The sequence below is a fragment of the Moritella viscosa genome, from assembly GCF_900120065.1.
Classification (GTDB): domain Bacteria; phylum Pseudomonadota; class Gammaproteobacteria; order Enterobacterales; family Moritellaceae; genus Moritella; species Moritella viscosa.
On the sequence record NZ_FPLG01000156.1, the window covers coordinates 119992 to 144826 of the forward strand.

Below are 24835 nucleotides of genomic sequence, written 5' to 3' on the forward strand. Positions count from 1 at the left end.
TTAGTTAACCTCCACGGTAAGGCTATCAACAATGTTGCTCATTAGCACATCAACAATATGTAGTACTTTGACTGTTTTACCTTCACGCGATAAACGTCCGGCGATGTTCATTAAGCAACTGACGTCAGCACCAATTAAATAATCAGGTGTTACAGCAGTTATGTTTGTCGCTTTCTCTTTCACCATTTCGCCAGAAATCTCTGACATTTTGATTGAGAAAGTACCGCCAAAACCACAACAGGTTTCTTGGTTTTTAATCGGCACAAGCTCTAACCCTTCGACATTACCCAATAATTTAAGCGGTTCCTCACGCACACCTAATTTACGGATAAGACTGCAAGACGGATGATAAACACCACGACCAGGTAGTTTCGCGCCAACATTTTCGACTTTAAGCTCATTAACAAGGAACTGCGTCAATTCGAACAAACGATCGGATACGGCTTGTGCACGCGCTGCCCATTCAGGTTCACTCGCTAAATACTCAGGGTATTTCTTTACCGCTGCCGCACATGAACCCGCAGGCGTTACGATTGGATACTCGTTACCTTCAAAGGCACGAATTAATGATTTCATCGCTGGCTTGCTTGATTCGATATACCCGCTATTTAATGACGGTTGACCGCAGCAGCCTTGATCTTTAGGAAACAATACTTCGCAGCCTAGCTGTTCCAGTAATAGCACTGTTTTTTTGGCTACGTTTGACTTAACTACGTCACATAGACAGGTTACAAAAAAATTAACTTTCATCATCTCACCTTGCTCACCGAGCTTATTTTTTGGGGCATGATATAAGCAAGCACTACAAAAAACGAACGTGATTAATGCCAGCAAATATCTTAATATCAGAGTTTGTGTGATCTTAACTTTTAGCAAAAACAAATAAATACAGACAAATCAAATTGTTATACTTAAAGTGCAGAATTGGGATTGGGATTATTGGGGCAGATATGGAAACAATGAAGTTCGACATTAACGGTAATAAGCCATTTTTCAATTTAGTGTGATTAGTCAACAGCAACTGGCTACCACACCAGAGTTAATAAGGATCCTTACGTGTAATTAAATAACGAAAATATGGTTTTAAATCTATATCCCCTACTTTTTGTGGTTAAATTTCATCATAATAAATTACCGTATCACAAAAATTTCGTCAATAGGTTACTTTATCGATAGTGATACGCCTTTTTATTACCGTGAATTATGACAATCACTGTTTCCAATACAACTACAATCATTTGTAGTGATTCACCAACAAAAATGTAAGTTATTGATTTTTATTGATTTGATAATTTACATTATTTTACACATTGTTATTTATGTCACATTTGTTACTCATAGCCATAACTACATACCCAAAAAGAGGGGTGGAGTTTGAGGCTTAAGCTCTTACAATCCATTCCCCACACGATACGGATATTTAGGAAAGCACAGGAATTTACTTACTTGTACTTTATCAACAATACATTCAAACAATATAATAAATAAACTCATGCATAACTATCATAATAAGTAACCAGATAGACGTATAGCCTGAGCACAGATGGAGTGGGTAGCAATGACATCCCTAATTTTGGCAATGATGCCAATTATAGTCCTAATATGGATGATGACCAAAAAGAATGGTGTACCCTCGTACATTGCACTGCCGTTAACGGCGTTGTTTGTGGCAGCACTGCAAATCTTTTATTTCCAAACAGACCTGACATTAATCTGGGCAAATGTAATCGCAGGTAGCTTGTCAGCCATAACCCCAATATCAATTATTGCCGGGGCAATTTTGATGAACCGCATGATGTGTCTATCGGGGGCTGAGAATACGATCAGTCGCTGGTTAGAAGGCATTAGCCGTAATAAAATTGCTCAGTTAATGATTATTGGTTGGGCGTTTGCCTTTATGATTGAGGGTGCATCGGGCTTTGGCACACCCGCAGCCATTGCAGCGCCTATCTTAGTTGGTTTGGGGTTCCCACCCTTACAAGTAGCAATGCTAGCGCTAGTAATGAACTCGGTACCAGTATCATTTGGTGCGGTTGGCACACCGACCTGGTTTGGCTTCTCAAATCTAGGTTTAAGTGATTCAGCATTACTTGAGATCGGTCAGCAAACTGCAATGATCCACTTCTTCGCGGCATTTGTTATTCCGGTATTGGCATTACGCTTTGTCATGTCATGGACTGAGATCCGTCGTAACTACGTATTCATTCTACTCAGTACCCTGTCATGTACTATCCCGTATTTCTTGTTCGCACAATGGAACTATGAATTCCCTGCATTAGTAGGTGGCGCGATTGGTATGACTATCTCGATTGGCCTAGCTAAGTTAAACGTCGGTTTGGGTAAAGTAGCCGCAAGTGCAGACGACAACACGTCAAAGTCGACAGTAAGTCGTGGTGAAATTTTCAAGGCAATGACACCAACGATCTTATTGATTGCGATTCTGATTGTGACACGTATCAAGCAGCTTGGTATTAAGTCAATGCTAACGGATGCGACTGAAGCAATGTCAGCGTCGTTTGGTATTCTAGGTGACTTTAGCATTAGCCAAGCATTAATCTTCAAACTAAGTAATATCTTAGGGACTAACGTAGCATGGGCATACAAAGCACTTTATGTTCCAGCTCTTGTTCCTTTCTTATTAGTGGTATTGATTTCTATTCCACTGTTTAAGCTTAAAGGCTGCATGGTTAAGCAAGTGTTTAGCGAAACCGGTAGCCGAATCAAAATGCCATTCATTACCTTAATTGGTGCATTGATCATGGTTAAGCTGATGATGGCTGGCGGTGAGAACTCACCTATCCTAATTATCGGCATGGCGTTCTCTGATGTCATGGGTACTAACTGGCAGTTTGCTTCAGCTTACCTTGGCGCTCTAGGGGCATTCTTTTCGGGATCGGCAACGGTATCTAACCTAACATTTGGTGGTATTCAGCAAACAATCGCAACCACGGTTGGCTTACCTGAAACAACTATCTTGGCACTGCAATCTGTTGGTGGTGCTATGGGTAACATGGTATGCATTAACAACATCATTGCAGTATCAACTATCTTAGGTATTTCGAACAAAGAAGGTTACATCATTAAACGTACAGTTATTCCGATGATTATCTACGGACTGATTGCAGCGGTAATGAGCACGTTTTTATAAATGTTACATGCAAGGGAAATAACCCTGTTTGATTAATGTTTAAATAAAAAACCAACAGTGAGAACTGTTGGTTTTTTGTTTGTTCAAGACATGTAGTTACCGCCAAACATCCTAAGGAGATATTGTATCTAGCACAAAGCTCACATCTCAAAAAATCATATACCTATCCTGTCACATTTCTATCAAAGGAAGCGCAGTAGCTCCTTAAAAATCGACATTATTAGCTAGGTTTAGTTAAAACTAAATGATTGAGGCTACACCATGCATACCGATACAATATTAGAAATTAGCCACATCGCGACGCAAATTATTATCCTCTTATCTATTACATATCATTTCTACACGGTAGTGGCAGTTCAGGAATGGAAATATAACACAGCGATAGGCAAATATTCAGACTTAGCATTAAGGCTAACGACGTGCTCAGTGCTAATCCTCTTTCTTTTTCAGTTAATAGCGAGAGTGGTTATCCTGACATAGGTATGAATATTAATACTTCCATTGGTGGAATTGCGATACTAACCCCTAAAGCTACCAGACTATGGATAAAATCAGCCCCCAAAACGTGGCATACGAAATGCTATTTAGGTTCTTAATTTCCGACATAGTACTTCTATTATCCTTAATTTCTATCTACAGCTAAAAAGTGGAAACACCAGCATAATCGGCGTAAATGATTGGCTAAAATAAGTGATGCACAAACAAAGCCAACTGTTTTGTCCGCGTTTACAACTTTGTTATGTGACTTAACTCGCGTACATTATTTCTTTTTTATGAGTAATACCGCGATCGTCAATAGCTTCAACATAGTGCCCTTTATTAGCTGGCCATACAAAAATGAAACTTGATAATGAAGCCAACAAAACATCTTGTTTATACAATTGTTCTTCTAAAGGCTTTGCCCAATAATCAATTGATTTAGAGATGTGATCGCTACGAAGCAGATTCGGCTCAAACTCTTTAGTTAGCCAGTTAATTGAAATATCATAACCTTTATTGTGAATATTTCTCAATTCATACAAAACAAAATCACCATCGACATAATTTTCATAACTTACAAAACTATGCCCGAAATTGTGTATTGCAGATCTTACGTTTTTATACTTCATTCTCAAATAGTCACCTAAAGTCTGTATAACAGGACGTCTCGATGACCCTAACCTGCCCCCCTAGTTAATAGCAACTAATAAAATGAAATATAAGGTAAAATATCAATCTGAAATGAAATCAGATTCTGACAAAGTGTGACAAAATTGAGAAATAAACAAATAACACTGTATGAAATCATAGTATCTGATTAAAAACTGCGACAGAGTGGCAGGATAAGTAGCCGAGCGATTTCGACCACCTCTTAATCTGTGGATAGCTTAAATTAACCTTAGTTACCTACAAGAGCCAAATACCCTCGGCCCTCTTTAACTACATTACTCGTTCCCATCGTTACGTCATTGAGTGCACTGCCATAATTGTCGCGACAGTGAGTACAAGGGCTCATTTTATTCACGAAGCGACCTTTGCGAGTATACTTTCTCACATAGGCATGTGAGATTTTAACATTACCTCGATGTAATCCGATAGCATCATCCAGTTTATGCCTCAAATCACTTATCGCGGCATCTTCTGCACACATATGATCACTTGCACGACCCCAGCCGATAACGTCTTCACTGGTATCACTGTTTACATATTTCGCTGCAGCCCAAGGACCAGCATGATCACCAGTTGGTGTTCCATCAGGGAAATTAGAGGGTTTGTTTGCTAACAGATATGCGATTGATTCAAGCGGATCAGTAGGGGCGTCGGCACTGATTTTATCATGAGCTGACACACTACCTGTAGTGACAAAATAGTGATGATTGTGACTCAGTTTTAAATCTGGACGATATTGTGGATCGTCTATTTTATTGATGGATAAAATCTCTGCTACAGTTCCACTGCAACTGGATATTCTATCTCCCACATTAAGACCTTCGGCCTTTATCCACTCTTTAGCAACAAGGTAAAAAGAGTGACTTTCTACGACAAACATCGACGTTTTAATTTCACCAATAGCATATTCAATCTCGATCATATCTTGAGCAATACTTCCAAATATTAGTTTTATAGGTCCGGTTGTGGGGGGATGTTACAGTAATACCAATATTAAACGATCAAAAAAAATCCCACTTACTGCAAATAAGCGGGATTTTACATAAAGGATTTATTATTTTGCACTACGATCAAGACTAAACACAGTGCTCACTCGTTATCTAAGTCTTAGAAAGAATAACGAGCGCCGACTTGAAATTCATCAGCATTATCATTATTACCATGTCCAGCTGAAGTATCCGTGCTTAGTGCAACTTTATAGCTCGCGTATACTGCCATGTTGTCAACATAATGAGCATATTCAAAAGCAACATAGTTAATATCTTTACTCTTTGTCTCATCAGCACTGTAGTAGTTATATGAAATATTTACATTGTTTTGACCAAATGCATAAGCTGCATATGCATCAAAAGCATTGAAATCAGCATCAGCCAAGTTGCCTGTTTGTACTAGCCCAGACAGTAAAAAATCACCTTGAGTATAACGAGCACCAATCATGTAAACATCTGATGAGTCAGTTTCTGTCTCAAGTGCTTCTGTAGCCGCATAACCAGTACTTACTTCAACATTGTCAAGTAGTTGATAAGCAACCATCACACCGCCGCCATTTTCCGTAGCTTTAAGGTTAGCCGATGCATTGAATTTAAAGTCACCTTTGGTCACACTATAAAGAATAGTATCTTCTGCTCTGTCACCACTGGCTGTGATGTATTCGTTTGTAGAGCCACTAAATACTTCTGCCATATCGGTAAAATCAGTAAGGTATGTAACAGCATTATCTTGTGTACCGTATGTCACTGTACCGTAAGCAGTTTCAACACCAACATATAAATAACGAGTATTATTTTTAACTTCGGTATCTGCGCTATTGTCTTCTTGTGTTAATTCAAATTCGAATTTTGCAACAGCAGTGATATCATCATTAACTTGATGTTTACCTTGACCGTTAAAACGTACACGAGATTTATCATCAAAATCACTGTCAGCAAGGACGCCTCTAGCTTCAACACGTCCACCAAAAGAAAAATCGTCAGTATTTACGCTCTCTGCAAGAGTTGGCATAGATACAATAGCTGCTAATGTGAGAGATAATGCTTTATTTATTTTTGTCATGAACAATTCCAATTTTGTTTAGTCGATACGCAGATTAAAAACAAGTCTTACGCCGTTGCTATCTATGAGCATTATTAATATCCTCAGTTATAGCACGTGAACTTTGCCTTGCTTGCTATTAGTATATTAGTTAACTCAATACTCCGTAACTCGTAAAAATACCAGATAATCATCCATCTCAAGTCCAAGGAGGACACGTAGTACAAACCACAGCACCTTGACTACACAGAATTAATTGGAATGAATTGAGGGTGAAAAAAATCCCACTTACTGCAAATAAGTGGGATTTTACATCAAGGATTTATTGCTTTCTTCTATAGTAAAGACTATGAAACCAATAGAAGTATCGGCAATTAGTACGCAGCTGACTCGACAGCCTTTTTGCTTACTTCTAACGTATTGAGTAAGCTAGTTAGCAAGCTTGAAGCACCAAAACGATAATGATCGGTATCAATCCATTCTTCACCTAGGATGTCTGCAGCCATACCCAAAAATAATTTAGCATCTTCAGCAGTACGCACTCCGCCTGCGGGTTTGAAACCGACACGCTGAGCAACTCCCATATCTTTGATTACGTTAAGCATAATTTCTGCGGCTTCAGGCGTCGCATTAACTGGTACTTTACCTGTCGACGTTTTAATAAAATCAGCACCGGCTTCGATGCAAATTTCGCTAGCACGTTTAATTAAATGTGCTTCTTTTAATTCGCCAGTCTCAATTATGACTTTAAGTAATATTTGACCACAAGCTTCTTTACATTCTTTAACCAGTTCAAAACCTAACTGTTCATTACCCGCGATCAACGCTCGGTAAGGGAAAACAACATCCACTTCATCAGCACCATAAGCAACAGCAGCCTTTGTTTCAGCAACAGCGATTGCGATGTCATCATTTCCGTGTGGAAAGTTTGTTACTGTCGCAATTTTTATTTCAGGAGTGCCTTGCTCTCTTAATGTTTTCTTAGCAATTGGAATAAACCTTGGATAAATACAGATTGCAGCAGTATTACCAACGACTGTTTTAGCATCGTGGCACAATGCGATCACTATCTTATCGGTATCACTATCATTCAGTGTGGTTAGGTCAATTAGGCTAAGTGCTTTCAAGGCTGCGGCTTTTAAATTACTCATGAATCATATCTCCAAAAGAGCGTTTACGGTCATGGTTTTAGAACACCAAACCAGATAAACGCCTGAATTACTAAAAGAATAGGCTTGGATTTAACTGCAGGTTAAGCCTTTAGTGTGGCGCTATAATAGAGAATATAAATCAGTCGTCCCATAGGCTTTTAGTTGAAACATCTTTTCCATACAGAAAACGTCTACATGTATACCCAAGTTAGGTAATTCCCTGATTCAAAATTTGGCCCATTTAGCTAATGCTTTATCCCAGTATGGCGGATGGCCTATGGTATCTTTCAAGAAATGAATGGCCGTTCTCACTCTGGCTGGCAAATGCTTATTACGCGGATAGACGGCATAGGCTGGCATCTTTTGATTAGCGCGCCAGTCTGGTAACAGCTGCACCAGTTTGCCAGTTTCCAGTTCATCGGTGAGCAGATAACTGGCAAGATAGCCGACGCCTTTACCAGCAATAAGTGCATCTCTAACCGCTTCGGCAAGGTTGACACGATAGTTACCCGAGACACTGATACTAAATTCTTCGTCTTCTCTGGCGAAAGACCAATGATTACAACTACGACTCTTGCTGTGGTAAGTCACACAATTGTACTGGGTCAGCTCATCCGGATGTTGCGGAGTACCATAAGCCTTCAAATATTCGGGGGCTGCAAGTAACAAGAAGCGGGTATCTGCGATACGCTGAGCCACATAACCTTCGCTAATGTCTTCATAAGTGGTAACCCAGAGATCAATGTCCTCCGCCAACATATCAACCTTGTGATCGAACAAGCTGACATCTAGAGTGAGTTGAGGATATTTTTTTTGCAGCTTATCTAAAGCCGGAATAATATGCAGAGTAGCAAAAGAGCGCGACAGTGCGAGGCGAATATGACCTGAAATTTCATCTCGGGTATCTGTCACCAAAGTATCAGCCTCCTGAATAAGGGAGACTATTTGGGCACTGTATTCCGCATAACGCTTACCCTCTTCAGTCAGGGTTCGAGTTCGGGTACTGCGATTAATCAGCTGCACACCCAGATCTTCTTCTAAACTATGAAGCTGCTTACTCACATGGGAGACCGACACTTTAAGCATCTCTGCCGCTTTAGTTAGGCTACCGCTAGTAGCCAAGGCATTAAAAAATACGATCTGATAAGCTCTGTGCTGTAAAAACTCTTTCATTTATCTGCCTGTGATTACGCGGAAAGCCTGTATTTAATGGAATATATGCCGTCTTATAACGACGCAACGAACTGTACGACTACAAAAGTTTATCCCCTAAACTAACCCAGTGATCAATTAAATAACGCGAAATTGAATCAACTCTTGGTACTTTAAAACCAGGAGCATCATCGCCCCAATCACCAAACGATTGTAATTCAGCACGAGAAAACCAGCGGGCATCATCAATTTCCTGTTTATCAACCTGAATATCATCACTACTGGCATCAGCAATAAAGCCAAGCATGATAGAAGATGGAAATGGCCAAGGTTGCGAAGCTACATATTGTACATTCGTCACGGTAATACCCGACTCTTCTTGTACTTCTCGGACAACAGCAGTTTCTAATGTTTCACCGGGATCAACAAATCCCGCCAAGGTCGAGTACACACCTTCTGGCCATTCGACTTGACGACCTAGCAAACACCGCTCAATACCATCTGCAAAGAGCTTTCGCACAATCATGATAACGGCAGGGTCGGTACGTGGAAATGTTTGATGCTGACAATCTAGATTCGTACATAATCGCGCATGTCCGGCAGGTTCAGACTTATTCACACTGCCACAGCGGCCACAAAAACAATGCGAGCGATGCCAAAAACATAAACCACGCGCCAGAGCCATTAATGAGGCCGATTGGTTATCCAGTATCACCGCAACTTTACGCAGGTCGCCAAATTCACCTTCGACCAAAAATACAGCAACTAATGCCTCATCAACATGGGTTAAGTCCAACGCAAAATAAGGCGTATTACCATTTTTTTCATCAAGTCCTAAAAACACAGCGGCTTCTAAATCAAGGTGTTGGACAATCTCAAGCGTTAAAAACAAGGGCGCGTTATCTACTTGGTTAAAATAGTTTTGGTCTGAATGGGTTAATACCCAGCGGCTGTTATTATTCTTTTGACTCGCTAACCACTCGGGGCTTTTACGTTGATTAGATGCACGATCAAGTAACATCTCACTGTATTTAAGCATCATTATCATCCTTGCTGTTTTCTTATCTTTTTATTTGCATGTGTTTTTCATCAACGCTTAACTAAAGTTATCTGCTTGGCGTTGATAAAACTGATAAATATGTTCAATAAACAGCTTTACTTTTAACGGCTGAAGTTTGGTATACGGATAAATCGCATAAATACCTAGCGATTTAGCTACTTGCTTTGGCAATACTTCAATCAAGGTACCAGCTTGTAAATCATCGGCCACCAGCACTTTTGGTACGTAGATCAAGCCTAAATTAAATAACGCAGCTTTACGTAATGCGGCTGAGTTATTGGTACTGAAATTACCTGATATTTTGACGCTGTAGTCTTCTTCACGCCCTTTAAATAACCACTCATTCGCGCCGCGTTCCTGTTGACTGTAAGCTAAACAATTATGCTTATCTAAATCTTGCGGGCGCTTCGGTGTACCGTTTTTAGCTAAATAGATTGGTGATGCGCAGATCACCCATTGTGCTTGCACGAGGCGGCGAGCAATGTAGCTAGAATCTTGTAACGCACCAGTACGGATAGCTAAATCAAAGTTGTTATCAATTAAATCAACAAAGCTATTATCTAAGTCCATATGTACATGAATATCAGGATAACTGGCACTAAAATCGGCAATTGCTTCGGCTAAAATAATTTCACCAGACACTGTAGGTACAGTTAACCGAATAGAGCCGGATAAACTATCCCCGAGCCCATTCATCGCATCAACCGCACCTTGCACCGATTGGTAAATGGTTCTGGCATGTTCAAAAAATACTTTACCGGCTTCCGTTAGTGTTAATTTACGCGTGGTACGAAAGATCAGTTGCACCCCCATCTCTTTTTCTAAACGGGTAATGTGTTTACTCACCACAGACTTAGTTAAACCAACAATATCAGCCGCTTTGCTAAAAGAACCTTGTTCGATTAGGTGATAAAAAATTAAAAAATCATCGGTACTTCGCATTATTGGTCCACTTTATGAAACAGTCATGTGTAATCGGGCTAGTATATCAAATAGTGCTAGTTCGGTACTATGCCATTAGGATGTAAAACTAAATTTAAATAAATATAATGTGGCACATTAACAACAAAATAAAAATAAAATAGCCGTATTATTAGGAGCCGCAATGTCTGACCCTTACCACAAACTCATTAATAAATTACGACAATCCATTGATATAAAACGAATTATTACCGACCCAACACTAACACTCGCTTACGGTACGGATGCCAGCTTTTATCGTTTAATCCCAAAATTAATCTTACAACTTGCCAGCTTAGACGAAGTGATATTAGTAATTAAGACTTGCTATGACATGGCAATTCCAGTGACATTCCGCGCGGCAGGCACTAGCTTATCTGGTCAAGCCTTATCAGATTCAGTACTTATCATGCTTACCTCTGATTGGCGTGAACATAAAGTATTAAACAACGGCGAACAGATCTGGTTACAACCCGGTATTATCGGGGCCGAAGCGAATAAGATCTTAGCCCCTTACCAACGTAAGATCGGTCCAGATCCAGCCTCTATCAACACCTGTAAAATTGGTGGTATTGCTGCAAACAATTCATCAGGTATGTGCTGTGGTACAGCGCAAAACAGTTATCAAACCTTAGCGGGTATGACCGTTGTACTTGCCGACGGTACGGTACTGAATACATTGGATAGCTATAGTGTAGCGCGATTTAAAATTAGTCATAAAGAGATGCTCAATGATCTCACTAATCTCGCGCAAGCGTGTAAAGACAACACCGCATTGGCAGACAAAATCCGCCACAAATATCGCCTTAAAAATACCACAGGTTATAGCCTTAACTCATTAACCGATTACAGCGATCCAATTGATGTATTACAGCATTTGTTTATTGGTTCGGAAGGCACGTTAGGCTTCATTGCTGATGTCACTTACAATACGGTGATCGACCATAGTTTTAAAGCCACTGGCCTTTATTTGTTTGCCGATATTGAACAGACCTGTTTAGCAGTGAGTGCACTTGCTAACACTAGTATTGCAGCTGTAGAGTTAATGGATAATCGTGCCTTAAATTCAGTTGCAGACAAACCTGGGATGCCAGGGTTTATTACCCGACTTGCCGCTGAACACAATACCGAAGCCGCGGCATTATTGGTTGAGATCCACGCTGAGAACGAAACATCTTTAAATCAACAAATCGCTGAAATCAGCACGTTGATTAATCAATTTAATCCTACTGAAGCGGTTGAGTTTAGTACCGATACCAAGATCTATAATCAATTATGGGCAATCCGTAAAGAGCTATTCCCCGCTGTGGGCGCGGTACGTGAAGTGGGTACAACAGTAATCATCGAAGATGTAGCCTTCCCTATTGAACAATTGGCCGCAGCAGTACGTGACTTAGAGATCCTATTTAAAAAATACCATTATGATGAAGCAATCATCTTTGGTCATGCGTTAGCAGGTAACTTACACTTTGTATTTACCCAAGCATTCGAAACAGAAGAAGAAATTAACCGTTACAGTGGCTTTATGGACGATGTGGCGCAGTTAGTCGCGGTCGAGTATCAAGGTTCATTAAAAGCCGAGCACGGTACTGGCCGTAATATGGCACCGTATGTCGAGCTTGAATGGGGCAGCGAAGGTTATGCCTTGATGCAAGAGATCAAACGCATCTTTGATAAAACGGGAATTTTAAACCCAGGTGTGATCTTAAATGATAATAAAGACAGCCATATTACCGATTTAAAAGTAATGCCCGCAGCAGACGAAATTATTGATAAATGCATTGAGTGTGGTTTCTGTGAACCCGTTTGCCCGTCACGAGAATTATCATTAACGCCCCGACAACGTAATACCGTATACCGTGAGATCAGCCGTTTACAACGCAGCCAAGAAGAGCCTACACGTCTTGCTGAGTTAGAAAAGTCATTTAAATATTTAGGTATTGATACCTGCGCCGCGACAGGTTTATGTGCAGAACGTTGTCCAGTGGATATTAATACCGGAGATCTTATTCGCAAGTTACGCCAAGAACATTCCCCGATCGCCAATATCATTGCACGTTGGAGTAGCGATCACTTTGCTGGACTAACGAGTGCAACACAGGCTGGATTAAGTGTGGCTAACGGTATTCATACTGTTTTAGGATCCAAGGCTATGCGTGTTGTCACTAAAGCAACGCATAAAGCCAGTGGTGGAACAGTAGCGTTATGGACGCCGAGTATGCCGAAAGCCGCAGGTAAAGTGACGTTATTAACCAATGATGGGCTGACGCATAAAAAAGTCGTCTACTTCCCAAGTTGTGCAGCACGCAATATGGGCACAGCGAAGCATGCCATAGATAACCGCCCACTTGCTGAAGTGACGCAAGCTGTATTACAAAAAGCCGGTATCGAAGTGGTGATGCCAAGCAAGTTATCAGAAAAATGCTGTGGAATGCCGTATAAGAGTAAAGGTTTTGTGGATACAGCCTTGAGTAAATCAACGCAGTTAGAAGCCGCATTATGGGAAGCATCAGAGCAAGGTAAATTACCGGTATTAATGGATACTAGCCCGTGTGCGAGTACCAGTATTGAACTGATGACCAAAGACATTGCCATCTATGAACCCTTCCGCTTTGTGGCGGAGTTCGTGATGCAGCATGTTGATATTATCCCGCAACCAGAGCCTGTGATGTTACATATTACCTGTACCTCACGTAAGCAAGGTTTAGCGGGTGTGATGGAAAAAGTCAGTCGTGCTTGTGCGCAACAAGTGATTATTCCTGAAGACATTCAATGCTGTGGTTTTGCTGGTGATAAAGGCTTTACCACACCAGAATTAAACGCATCGGCCTTGTCACCATTAGCACATCAAGTACCGAGTAATTGCAGTGAGGGTTATTCGAATAGCCGAACCTGTGAGATTGGTTTATCCGAGCACAGTAATATTGAATACCGTTCGATATTATATCTTGTAGATAAAGTGAGTGAAAAGCGTGTTAGTTAGAAGGTCGGTTTAGTAGTAATAGATAAGCAGGTCGATGACCTGCTTATTCATTTCGTAACACCAGATAATCCCCCACAATCCCTGTACCTTTACCGACTTCAACAAACCCTTTAGCAAGATAAAACTGCTTAGCATTTTCATTCTCAACCATACATTTCAACGTCTGCGGTCGACCATTCAACTCTGTCAGCATGGTGAGTAATTTAGAAGCAACCCCCATGCCCTGCGCATCATCGGCAACAAACAAATGATGGATAAAGTTGTCCGGTTCATCCACACTAATAAATCCCAAAACCTTATCGCCAGTAATGGCTAAATAAATAGCTTCATCGATAGTATCCGCATCAAAGTCTGTTAACTGATAACCACAGCTATCCAACCAAGTAAAAGTAGAGGTCCTTGATACCATGTAAAGCGCACGTAACGCCGGTAAATATTGCGGTGAGTATTCTGCTATTTCCATATAGTCGTTACCTTCATATAATCGGAATCCCTAACTACGCACTTGGTTTTGCCAATAACGGTGTAATCCGTCGATATCTTCTGAGCACATAAGCGGCATTGCACCTTTCAGCTGTTCTTCCGTCCACGCCCACCATTGGATCTCGAGTAATATCGCAATTTTCTGCTCGGTAAATCGATAACGAATGTGTTTGGCTGGGTTTGAGCCGACGATAGCATAAGGTTTAACATCCTTAGTCACCACAGCCCGGCTGGCAATAATCGCCCCGTCACCCACTCTAACACCACTCATGATCATAACTTCGGTGCCAATCCAAACGTCATTACCAATCACAGTATCACCAGCACGTTGAAAGCCGTCTTTTGCATCTGCAAAGTTTTCATTACTTTGATAGAAGAACGGAAAGGTGCTGACCCACTGATGTTGATGGCCTTGATTACCTGCCATCATAAACACAGCACCCGAACCAATAGAACAGTAACTTCCGATAATTAGCTTATCAACATCAGTGCGATCAGGTAATAAATAACGCGCGCAATCATCAAAACTATGATTATGATAATAGCCAGAATAATAACTGTGTTCACCAACAATAATATTTGGATTTGTCACCTGTTCTTTTAGCGATTTACCCACAAATGGGCTTTCAAAATAATTGTTCAACCGAGGTCCCTTTTGCTTTTGCTTTCTCTTTGTCTCTGTCTTTAATCATGTATTAATCTGATAATTTTAACGCAGATCTGTACGGTGAATACCGTAAATCGCATGATCGACTATCTCGCCATTAACGTTTTCAGCGTTACTAATAATACCCTCTAACGCCATATTCAAACGCTCGCATACTCGACGACTTGCGATATTGTCGACAGCGGCACATATCTCGACTTTGTCCATGCTTAACTCAGAGAATGCGTATTCAATTAAAAAACTCACCGCTTTCGTCACTATGCCCATGCCTTGGTATTTCTCACTTAACCAATAGCCAACCACAACTTTTTTAAGATTTTGATCAATATGGTTAAAGCTGATATTACCCACCACGGTATGCTGATAAACCAACGCACAACTCATCGACTTACCTTCTGCATATCCTTGCAAGGATTTACGGACAAACTCAAGGAAGAAGGCTTCATTATCGGCATTAGTCGCCCACGGTAACCATTTCGATAAATACGCACGCTCCGCCGTAACAATATCTAAATAGCGACGAGCGAATGACGGCTGCACAATCGCTAATTGTAAGTCAGGAGCAACATTTAATGTGAACATTTTTCTCTTACCTATAGATAATTAATATTTCTCTATACTAGGATTTATTAATACCTCAAACAAGGTAAATACGAAAAAGTTGCATAAAAAAGAGAGCCGCCTTGATCTAGGCCTTAATAAAATATTTTCCATACCAGATGGTAAGCGAATACTCGAAGGTGGACACTCGGTTATCGTTCGCTTATTTCAGTTTAATTAGGCTTGGGGGTAACTAATAATATTGTGGATAGTCACAGGCTTCCCCGTCATATTGCGGTAACCGTGCTGCTGGTCAGCATTAAACTTAACACTCTCCCCTTGCTTCAAAATATGCCATTCCTGTTCAATGCCAGCATGAGCCAGAGTTAAAAAATATTCCATCGTACCGTCAACAGCAATAATATGCTCAACTACACCCGTATTATGCGGTTCCGAAATATGCGAACGCTGTGGATCTAACGTGATCTGGAACACTTCAATCTTAGTCAGAGCGTCATAAGGAAAAAGTGTCAAGATGTGAATATCTTGCTCGCTATTTTCCAATTTATTTATCGATGTTTTAGCTGGCAGTGTTTGTGCCAAATCAGTCAGAAAGTAAGAGAGCGGCAACTCAAAGCCATTGGCAATATTCCATAACCGCACCACGGTAGGGCTTGATTCTCCGCGCTCAATTTGGCCTAGCATGGCTTTTGATACGCCGGTGTATTGACTGGTTTTGTCTAAACTCCAGCCTTTGTTAGTACGCGCAGTTTTAAGGCGCGAGCCTAAAGATGCATGAATATTGATAATAATGTCCTTTATGATAACTCTGTTTGTAATCACTTTCTTTGTAAAAATTTATTAAAATTAGACTTGTGCGTTATAACATACAGTGCTACTTTGTCGATAGGTACGTGCGCTATAGCGCACAGGGCACTTTATCACAGAATCGATAATTGGAGAAGCAGTGACAATGACCAGCACAATTTTAAATAGAATAAACATGGGATTTATTGCTTCTTTAATCGGCTTTACCAGCTCTATCGCTTTAATATACCAAGCAGCTTCGAATCTCGGTGCAGACTTAGTGATGATATCAAGTTGGGTCTTTGCGCTAGGGCTTGGTATGGGGATCTCCTCTATTGGCCTATCAATCTATTATCGCACCCCTTTGTTAATCGCATGGTCAACACCCGGTGCAGCATTACTGATCACTAGTACCCAAGGCTTTAGCATTAATGAAGCCGTTGCCGCCTTTATTTTCTCAGCGTGCTTAATTACCCTGTCAGGTATATCCGGTTTATTTGAAAAGTTAATGAATCGCGTGCCCTTACAAATCGCCAGTGCCATGCTAGCTGGGATCTTATTGTCATTTGGCATTGATGTATTTAATGTAATGAATGAGTCCCCACTGCTTGTCGGCCTGATGTTTATTACCTACTTAGTCTGTAAATCATTGATCCCGCGATTTTCCATGTTCGCGATTTTAATGGTAGGAATGACATCTGCATCGATGCAAGGACTCTTTGTCGTACCAAATTTAGAATGGGGGGTCGGCCAACTTATTTATATTGAACCGGAATGGAATTTAGCCGCGTTAATCAATATCGGTTTACCCTTATTTCTGGTCACTATGGCGACTCAAAACATGCCCGGTATCGCTATTTTAAAAGCCCACGGTTATCACACGCCTGTATCTAAATTAATGACGGTAACAGGCATGACAAATATGCTTATTGCACCATTTGGTGGCTTCGGTATTAATTTAGCGGCGATCACTGCGGCAATCTGTATGTCAGAAGAGGTCGACCAAGATCCTAAAAAACGTTATTGGGCTGCGGTGAGTGCGGGAGCGTTCTATTTGTTAATGGGAGTTTGTGCATTCAGCCTTATGACCTTGTTTCAATCCATGCCGTCAGCCTTGATATATGCATTAGCAGGGATAGCGCTATTCTCTACGATTGGCGGTAGTTTACAACAGGCTTTTGTTGAATCACCTTACAAAGATGCAGCACTTATGACCTTTTTAGTCACCGCATCTGATTTTACCTTGTGGCATATTGGCTCAGCATTATGGGGGATTGTGGCAGGGTTAATAACCATAGTTATTTCAGGGCTAGTAACAGCGAAAAAATCAGTGCCCGTTAAAGCATAAACCAAATAGGTATCTAAGCTGTATCTTCGCTTTCAAACCAACGGTAAACGATACCCGCTAAGATAGCGCCGACAATCGGTGCAACCCAGAATAACCATAGCTGCGACAATGCCCAGTCACCTTGGAAAATAGCTACACCGGTACTACGAGCAGGGTTAACCGAGGTATTGGTTACTGGAATACTGATTAAGTGGATTAAGGTTAAAGCAAGACCAATTGCAATCGGTGCAAAACCTTGTGGTGCGCGTTTATCCGTTGCACCCAATATAATAATTAAGAACATGAACGTCATGACTATTTCTGTCACTAATGCCGCAACTAACGTATAACCACCTGGAGAATGTTCACCATAACCGTTTGATGCAAAACCAGCTGAAGCATCAAAACCAACTTGACCACTCGCGATCACATATAAGGTCGCAGCACCAGCAATCCCCCCTAATACTTGCGCAAAAATATAAGGTCCAAGCTCTGCGCCAGAGAAACGACCGCCAGACCAAAGCCCGATTGACACTGCAGGATTTAGATGACAACCCGAGATATGCCCTACCGCAAACGCCATAGTCAATACGGTCAAGCCAAATGCCAGTGACACCCCTAATAATCCGATACCGACATCTGGAAATGCAGCGGCTAACACAGCACTACCACAACCGCCTAGAACTAACCAAAATGTGCCAATAAACTCAGCAGCCAGTTTTTTTGTTAACGTCATGATTAAATCCATATAATAGTATCAAAACATTAATTGAGCATAGTCTAAAATGCCAGTTTTGCGCCCATATTAATTACCCTTGCCGTATTAACCCAGCATCAACTAGCCACTTACAATTACCGCCATTACCGAATAACGAATAACGAATAACGAATAACGAATAACGAATAATGAATAATGAATAATGAAACGTTTGATAGGAAATCAGCTCCAAATTGTTGCTTATACGTCATAATCCCCCCCTGTAATATCGTGATTTACTGTTAAAAATATAGCATTGCAACTATTTTTTCCCCATCTACAGGATCACTTTTTCAACAAAAAACTATATACTCCCCTGCTCAACCGCCCTTTGGTTTCATAATACGAGAGACAGATATGCTGCACCAGACGTTACAACACTATTTTGGCTATGATCAATTTAGAGAAGGCCAAGAAGCTGTCATTAACAGTATTGTTAGTGGCAATTCAAGTGCAGCCATCTTTCCAACGGGCTCAGGTAAATCATTATGCTATCAAGTATCAGCCTTACACTTACCTCATTTGACCTTGGTTATTTCACCGCTATTAGCCCTAATCCAAGACCAGTTATTGTTTTTAAAGAAACATAACGTCGCAGCCGCTAAAATTGATTCGAGCATGTCAGTCGATGAAGTTAGAGATACCATGTCAAAAGTTCGTGAGGGCGAAGTAAAGATCTTAATGATCTCGGTTGAACGTTTGAAGAATGAGCGCTTTCGTAAATTCATCAAGCAAGTACCGATTTCATTATTAGTGATCGATGAAGCCCACTGTATTTCAGAATGGGGACACAACTTCCGCCCCGATTACTTAAAACTGCCGCAATACCAAAAAGAGCTAAACATTAAACAAGCTTTGTTATTGACGGCAACCGCGACACCTGCGGTAATTAAAGACATGGAAACCAAATTTAATATCAAGCCAGAGGATATTATACAAACAGGTTTTCATCGCGCTAACCTTAGCTTATTAATGCATCCTATTGCCCAAGACAAAAAACTGCATGCGCTAACTCGTTGGCTAGGTAAAAAGGCCGGACAAGCATCAATTGTCTATGTCACCTTGCAAAAAACCGCAGAAGAACTAGCCAGTGCCCTGCAACAAACAGGTATTGAAGCCGTGGCTTATCACGCAGGCATGCCTACCGAGATACGCGAAGAAGTGCAGCAAAACTTCATGCGTAATGGCATTGACTGTATTGTTGCAACCATCGCCTTCGGGATGGGTATCGATAAAAGCAACATCCGTAACGTAGTGCATTTTGATTTACCTAAATCCATCGAAAACTACAGTCAGGAGATTGGCCGTGCGGGTCGTGACGGTAATGATTCACAATGTTTGGTATTAGCGAATCTAGATAACCAAAGTATTCTCGAAAACTTCGTTTACGGTGATACACCCGAGCTCAATGGCATTGAAACGGTACTTGCCGAGATCCAAGCAGCCGGGACTGAATGGGAACATACTTTATACGGGTTATCGATGAGCAGCAACTTACGCCAAGCCCCATTAAAAACCTTATTGGTGTATTTAGAAATGCAAGGCATCATCAAGCCACTGTATTCGTATTTTGCCGAGTACCGCTTTAAATTTTTAAACGATCCGGCGCAAATACTCAACCAGTTCACTGATGAAAAACGCGTGTTTATTGAAGAAATATTTAACGCATCACCAGCGAAACGCACTTGGGCAACAGTTAACTTTGAACGAATGAGTGAAGGTTATCAAGAACAGCGGAGCCGTGTGATCACCGCGTTAGAATTTTTACATGAACGCAATAATATCGTCCTTGAAAGCAAGTTAATGACTGATGTATATCAGATATTGAATTCACGTTTTGATAGTCAGCAATTAGCCGAAACACTGCATCAACAATTTGCGCATAAAGAACAAAGTGAAATTAAACGCGTGCATGCGGTAGGCCAATATATTCAGAGTTCACAATGCTTGAGTAAAGGTTTATCGACTTACTTTGGTGATAAGAATGCACCAGAAAAATGCGGAACTTGCTCTGTCTGTCAAGGACGTATTGCACAATTGCCACAACCTGCCAGCATGCCTCCACTATCGATAGAGCAAGTTATCGAACTAAGCCAAGCGTTTATTAATGCTTGCGACAAACAGCCTACGCCAGTATTAATCACGCGTTTCTTATCCGGCATAAGTACCCCGCTATTCATGAAAATGAAAGCCAAGAAGATCAGTAATTTTGCCGCGCTGCAAGCCTATCCTTATCAGCAAGTGCTGACATTACTTAACATATCCGAAGCGAATTATTTTGAGTAACAACGTCGGGTTAACTCAGAAGCAGACGGTGACAATTACCTGAAACAAATGCGCTGGTCTCATGGCTTTGTTGGCCCTAAAGGTACTGATCAAAAATCACTGCTGAGTTTAGCTAAAAAACGATTATTGGTGAGTCAATGCGAAAACTGGCGGAATATGCATAATCAATAAACGCTGGTCTTTTGCTGCTCGTTCACGTTCAGTCTGTAGTTGCCCCTCCGAACGAAGGCACGCTTTCAAGAAAAGCGTGCTCGTGAATCCTTTTTGCAAACGGTCCTTTGTTTTATTAACTCCAATGTATAATAGCTCTGACTAGATATGATTAAACCTGGAACTTATTTACCGTCTCTTTTAGCTCTGATGATAGGGTAGCTAGGCGCTGACAAGACTGCTCTATCTCATTAGAACTGGAAGATGTTTTTTCGGAGGCTTGATGAATATTAATAATGTTTCTATTCATCTCTTCAGTGGCCACACTTTGTTCCTCGGATGCAGAAGCAATTTGTTGAGTCATGTCAGATATGTTTCCAATAGTACGAATAATATTATCAAACGCACTTCCTGTCTCTCCAGCTTGATTGACGCACACTAACGATTGGTTTTTACCTGAGTCCATCGCTTGCACGGAATCCTTTGCTCCGTTTTGCAATCGAATAATCAATTTTTGAATTTTCTCTGTTGCACCTTGTGTTCTTTGTGCCAAATTACGTACCTCATCAGCAACTACTGCAAAACCTCTACCTTGCTCTCCAGCGCGCGCAGCCTCAATGGCAGCATTAAGTGCAAGAAGGTTGGTTTGATCCGCAATGCCGCAAATATCATCCAGAATGACACTAATTTCTGTTGTCTCATTTTCCAGCTGCGTTATAACGCCCGCAGTGTATCCAATTTGATCTGCTAGAGAACCAATCCCGACTATGCTTTCGGATACGACACCTCCAGCATTTGATGCAATATCATTAGCTTCTCTTGCTGAATTAGCGGCATTTGATATATTGTTTACCACATCTTGTACGGTTGCACTCATCTCATTCATCGCAGTGGCAACCTGCTCAGTTTCATTCTGTTGTTGCTCCATTAACTGGTTAGTGTTAATCGATAAAGTTGAGAGCTGAGTAGCCGCTACAGCAACTTCATCTGCAGATGCTGAAAATAATGTAATGGCTTGTTGTGTAGCGCTCATCAACTCATTAAATGCCTCTGCCGTATCAGTAATTTCATCGCTGCCCTTGATACTTGAACGCACACTAAGGTCGCGATTATTATTAGAGCGTACAATGGCATTTTTCAGCTGTATTATCCGCACGACCGTCAAGCGGTACATATGGAAATTGCCGATGGTAAGGAGCACTGTTATCAGAAAAACAGTGCCTATGACGACCCTCTTAGCCATTGCAATATCACTTTCCATATTTTCTATCGTAGAAGAACTCAAGTCATGGTAATGACCATTGAGAATGTCAAAAGCGGTCAATGCGGGAGCATCATCGATCTTTACTATCGAATCAATAGATGTGATTGATTTTCCTCCCTCAACCATAGGGATAATGACTTCCAGCATATTTCGATATTTGTTTGCAACGGCCTCAATATTATCAAGCGCCTTGCGCTCCTCTTTACTGAGTGATGGAATAGTACGATATTCCGCTATCCGTTGCGATACAGCTAGATATCGTTGTGACACACGCGTTGCATACTTGGGCGTTGCACGAAGAACGTAGTTTTTAAAGTTATGGATTAAACCACCATAACCAAAATTTTCTTTGATCTCCATTAACAGTTCTTGGCGTTTTACAACATTATGGTGATAGGCATGCCAAGAATTTTCTATATTATTTAACTTACTAGCAGGGAAAGCACCATTTATTATCATAAGAATAACAACTATCCCGGATAAAGCAGCAAAACGTCTTTTTAAGGTATTTAACTTGATCATTTAATGCACTCATGTTTAGACAACGCGTGTCTTAATATTTTTCTTATTGGGTTGCTTCTAGTGTGAACCGAACAATTGGACCTATTAGTGTCCAAATATATTTTGATGATACCGAGGGGTCAATAATGTCGAAATACGTAAGAATTCATTACGAGCTCTAACTTCTCGAGTAGTAAAGCTTATAGGTATAACGCCGAATAATGCAAAACTATGCGCACTAACATGGCTCGTGGTAATTTTTCATATTCACTTAAAGTATTTCTTTTATGTATGTTAATTGTACAGGGTGGGAGCTTCAGCCCACTATCGTCAATAATAAAAATACTATTCATATCTTGCAGTGATGTTTCATTACTCATCCTTTTTTCTTGATTTAATTTAAATGCTCTAGGTATTTCACCTGACTCAACATGATGCCTGCAATATTTACACTGTCAAAGGGTTTTTTACAATCTTTATAAATAACAATACCTTACATAGATTCAACAGTGCTATATTAAACTCAATATTTATGCGAAAACGACGTTAAGGTTGAATAACCAAGACCCGCTTGAGAATAAGATCACACTGATAAAAAAAGGGCGATACATTAAATGTATCGCCCTTTTTGTACCTAAAGATTAACTACAAAATAGCTAATCTCATGGCAAGGATATTAAACAAGTTTTTTAAGTGCGTTAGCAACGAATTCAACTTGTGGACCAATTACAACTTGTACCGCTGTTTTACTTGGCTTGATCACACCTGGTACGTGACGTTTAAGTTCTGCGTCGTTTACTAGTGATGAATCTTTAACGTCAAGGCGTAAACGTGTTGCACAATTATCAACATGTACTAAGTTGTCTTTACCACCAACAAGTTCGAAAACTTTAGCCGCAACTTCAACGTGTGAAGCCTTACCCGCTTTAGCAGGAGCAGCCGCTTCTTCACCGGCGTCTTCACGACCTGGCGTTTTAAGGTCAAACTTAATGATGATAGCGCGGAATGCAACGTAGTAAATTACGAAGAATGCAGCACCTTGAACAAGCAACATGTACCACTGTGTTGCTAGTGGGTTACGTGATGATAATACTAAATCAACCAGACCCGCACTGAAACCAAAGCCTGCAATCCACTGCATAGATGCAGCGATGAATACAGACACACCCGTTAAGAATGCGTGTAGAACGAATAGAACTGGCGCCACGAACATGAATGAGAATTCAAGTGGTTCAGTAACACCCGTAAAGAATGTTGCAAAGCCAGCAGCCATCATGATTGACATTACTTTCGCTTTATTTTCCGGCTTAGCTGTATGCACGAATGCAAGCGCCGCACCTGGTAGACCAAACATCATGATAGGGAAGAAACCAGCTTGATACATGCCAGTAATACCCACAGTTGCAGCACCATTAGCAAGTGATTTTGCACCGCCAAGGAAGTTAGGGATATCATTAATACCTGCAACATCAAACCAGAATACTGAGTTAAGTGCATGATGAAGACCAACCGGAATCAGCATACGGTTAAAGAACGCGTAGATACCAGCACCAGTAGGCCCCATATCTTTAATGCTAGTACCAAAAGTAACCAGACCATCAAAAATAATTGGCCAGATGTACATCAGTACAAATGACAGGCCCATCATGACAAAAGAAGTAATAATTGGCACTAAACGACGGCCGCTGAAGAAGGTCAGCGCTTTATGCAACTCAACTTCACTGAAACGGTTATATAGTTCAGCAGTGATAACACCCACTAAAATACCAACAAACTGGTTATTGATTTTACCGAATGCAGCAGACACTTGGTCAGCACTCACACCTTGGATTGCAGCAACTGAACCCGGTGAAAGTAACGTTATCACCACTAAGAAGCCAACAAGACCAGCAAGCGCGGCTGAACCGTCTTTGTCTTTTGACATTCCGTAAGCAACACCAACAGCAAACAGTAATGACATGTTCTCAATAATCGCAGCACCCGATTTGATGAAAAATGCTGCAAGCATATTTTCACCGCCCCAAGCGACTGGGTCAATCCAATAACCAATACCCATTAATACCGCAGCAGCAGGTAGAACTGCCACCGGAACCATCAGTGCACGACCAATTTTTTGCAAATAGCTAAACATACAGCCATCTCCCTCGTTTAAGTTTAAAATCCAAATAAATGTTTTATTCTTGTTATAAAACTGTTTCGGTTTCATTAAAAGAACATACTTTTCGCTCACCACACAACTTATTTTGTAATGTAAAGTAAGATAGCCATGATGACAAACCTAATTCGCTTTTAATTCCCTGCAGTGTGATCTATTTCAACGATTTGAGCAGAAAAAGGCAAGTTTTGATAGCTGGATCTTAAAACTTAATTTACAATTAAAAAAAAGAATAGTTCACAACCAAAAAATTATAGAGAGTAT

19 protein-coding genes are annotated in these 24835 nt (G+C 40.8%); 4 read left to right on the forward strand and 15 right to left on the reverse strand.

Annotated elements, in window-relative coordinates; all coding sequences use genetic code 11:
* Positions 1–753 (reverse strand): (Fe-S)-binding protein, encoded by a 753-nt coding sequence (locus BT797_RS22750; protein ID WP_254795871.1) that lies wholly within the window; start codon positions 751–753, stop codon positions 1–3.
* Between the two features lie 805 nt (positions 754–1558).
* Between BT797_RS22750 and BT797_RS22755 the strand changes: the two genes are divergently transcribed.
* Complete coding sequence (locus BT797_RS22755; protein WP_075473618.1) at positions 1559–3148, forward strand: L-lactate permease; 1590 nt, start codon at positions 1559–1561, stop codon at positions 3146–3148.
* Positions 3149–3894: 746 nt separating this feature from the next.
* Here the strand turns inward: BT797_RS22755 and BT797_RS22760 are convergent.
* The 7 genes from BT797_RS22760 to BT797_RS22790 form a co-directional block, all read right to left on the reverse strand.
* Positions 3895–4257: a hypothetical protein gene (locus BT797_RS22760; protein ID WP_045109473.1), complete on the reverse strand. Its 363-nt coding sequence runs from the start codon at positions 4255–4257 to the stop codon at positions 3895–3897.
* Between the two features lie 269 nt (positions 4258–4526).
* Positions 4527–5219 carry a polymorphic toxin-type HINT domain-containing protein gene (locus BT797_RS22765; protein WP_045109472.1) on the reverse strand — a complete coding sequence of 231 codons (693 nt, stop codon included), beginning with the start codon at positions 5217–5219 and terminating at the stop codon, positions 4527–4529.
* A 185-nt stretch (positions 5220–5404) separates the two neighbouring features.
* Complete coding sequence (locus BT797_RS22770) at positions 5405–6349, reverse strand: porin (RefSeq protein WP_045109471.1); 945 nt, start codon at positions 6347–6349, stop codon at positions 5405–5407.
* A 353-nt stretch (positions 6350–6702) separates the two neighbouring features.
* Positions 6703–7479: a deoxyribose-phosphate aldolase gene (gene deoC / locus BT797_RS22775; protein WP_045109470.1), complete on the reverse strand. Its 777-nt coding sequence runs from the start codon at positions 7477–7479 to the stop codon at positions 6703–6705.
* Between the two features lie 225 nt (positions 7480–7704).
* The gene (locus BT797_RS22780; RefSeq protein ID WP_045109469.1) at positions 7705–8652 is read right to left on the reverse strand and encodes a LysR family transcriptional regulator; all 948 of its coding nucleotides are present in this window, start codon (positions 8650–8652) and stop codon (positions 7705–7707) included.
* A gap of 79 nt (positions 8653–8731) precedes the next feature.
* On the reverse strand, positions 8732–9670 hold the full coding sequence (gene nudC / locus BT797_RS22785) for an NAD(+) diphosphatase (protein WP_075473669.1): 939 nt from the start codon (positions 9668–9670) through the stop codon (positions 8732–8734).
* A gap of 57 nt (positions 9671–9727) precedes the next feature.
* Positions 9728–10633: a LysR family transcriptional regulator gene (locus BT797_RS22790; RefSeq protein ID WP_045109468.1), complete on the reverse strand. Its 906-nt coding sequence runs from the start codon at positions 10631–10633 to the stop codon at positions 9728–9730.
* A 163-nt stretch (positions 10634–10796) separates the two neighbouring features.
* Between BT797_RS22790 and BT797_RS22795 the strand changes: the two genes are divergently transcribed.
* The gene (locus BT797_RS22795; protein WP_075473619.1) at positions 10797–13634 is read left to right on the forward strand and encodes an FAD-binding and (Fe-S)-binding domain-containing protein; all 2838 of its coding nucleotides are present in this window, start codon (positions 10797–10799) and stop codon (positions 13632–13634) included.
* A 43-nt stretch (positions 13635–13677) separates the two neighbouring features.
* On the opposite strand, the gene BT797_RS22800 is transcribed toward BT797_RS22795, so the two are convergent.
* From BT797_RS22800 to BT797_RS22815, 4 genes are all read right to left on the reverse strand, one after another.
* Positions 13678–14097 (reverse strand): GNAT family N-acetyltransferase, encoded by a 420-nt coding sequence (locus BT797_RS22800; protein ID WP_045109466.1) that lies wholly within the window; start codon positions 14095–14097, stop codon positions 13678–13680.
* A 30-nt stretch (positions 14098–14127) separates the two neighbouring features.
* Positions 14128–14760, reverse strand: a complete 633-nt coding sequence (gene catB, locus BT797_RS22805; RefSeq protein WP_075473620.1) for a type B chloramphenicol O-acetyltransferase — start codon at positions 14758–14760, stop codon at positions 14128–14130.
* A gap of 66 nt (positions 14761–14826) precedes the next feature.
* Positions 14827–15366: a GNAT family N-acetyltransferase gene (locus BT797_RS22810; RefSeq protein ID WP_045109464.1), complete on the reverse strand. Its 540-nt coding sequence runs from the start codon at positions 15364–15366 to the stop codon at positions 14827–14829.
* 195 nt (positions 15367–15561) lie between these two features.
* Positions 15562–16167: a helix-turn-helix domain-containing protein gene (locus BT797_RS22815; RefSeq protein ID WP_244534305.1), complete on the reverse strand. Its 606-nt coding sequence runs from the start codon at positions 16165–16167 to the stop codon at positions 15562–15564.
* A gap of 130 nt (positions 16168–16297) precedes the next feature.
* On the opposite strand from BT797_RS22815, the gene BT797_RS22820 reads away from it, so the two are divergent.
* Positions 16298–17479: a benzoate/H(+) symporter BenE family transporter gene (locus BT797_RS22820; RefSeq protein ID WP_045109463.1), complete on the forward strand. Its 1182-nt coding sequence runs from the start codon at positions 16298–16300 to the stop codon at positions 17477–17479.
* Positions 17480–17492: 13 nt separating this feature from the next.
* On the opposite strand, the gene aqpZ is transcribed toward BT797_RS22820, so the two are convergent.
* A complete protein-coding gene (aqpZ, locus tag BT797_RS22825) occupies positions 17493–18194 on the reverse strand; it encodes an aquaporin Z (RefSeq protein WP_045109462.1) in 702 nt (233 codons plus the stop codon).
* Between the two features lie 378 nt (positions 18195–18572).
* On the opposite strand from aqpZ, the gene BT797_RS22830 reads away from it, so the two are divergent.
* Positions 18573–20501, forward strand: a complete 1929-nt coding sequence (locus tag BT797_RS22830) for a RecQ family ATP-dependent DNA helicase (RefSeq protein WP_045109461.1) — start codon at positions 18573–18575, stop codon at positions 20499–20501.
* A 322-nt stretch (positions 20502–20823) separates the two neighbouring features.
* On the opposite strand, the gene BT797_RS22835 is transcribed toward BT797_RS22830, so the two are convergent.
* On the reverse strand, positions 20824–22437 hold the full coding sequence (locus BT797_RS22835; protein ID WP_052678260.1) for a methyl-accepting chemotaxis protein: 1614 nt from the start codon (positions 22435–22437) through the stop codon (positions 20824–20826).
* 655 nt (positions 22438–23092) lie between these two features.
* Complete coding sequence (nagE, locus tag BT797_RS22840) at positions 23093–24547, reverse strand: N-acetylglucosamine-specific PTS transporter subunit IIBC (RefSeq protein ID WP_045109460.1); 1455 nt, start codon at positions 24545–24547, stop codon at positions 23093–23095.
* Between the last annotated feature and the right edge of the window lie 288 nt (positions 24548–24835).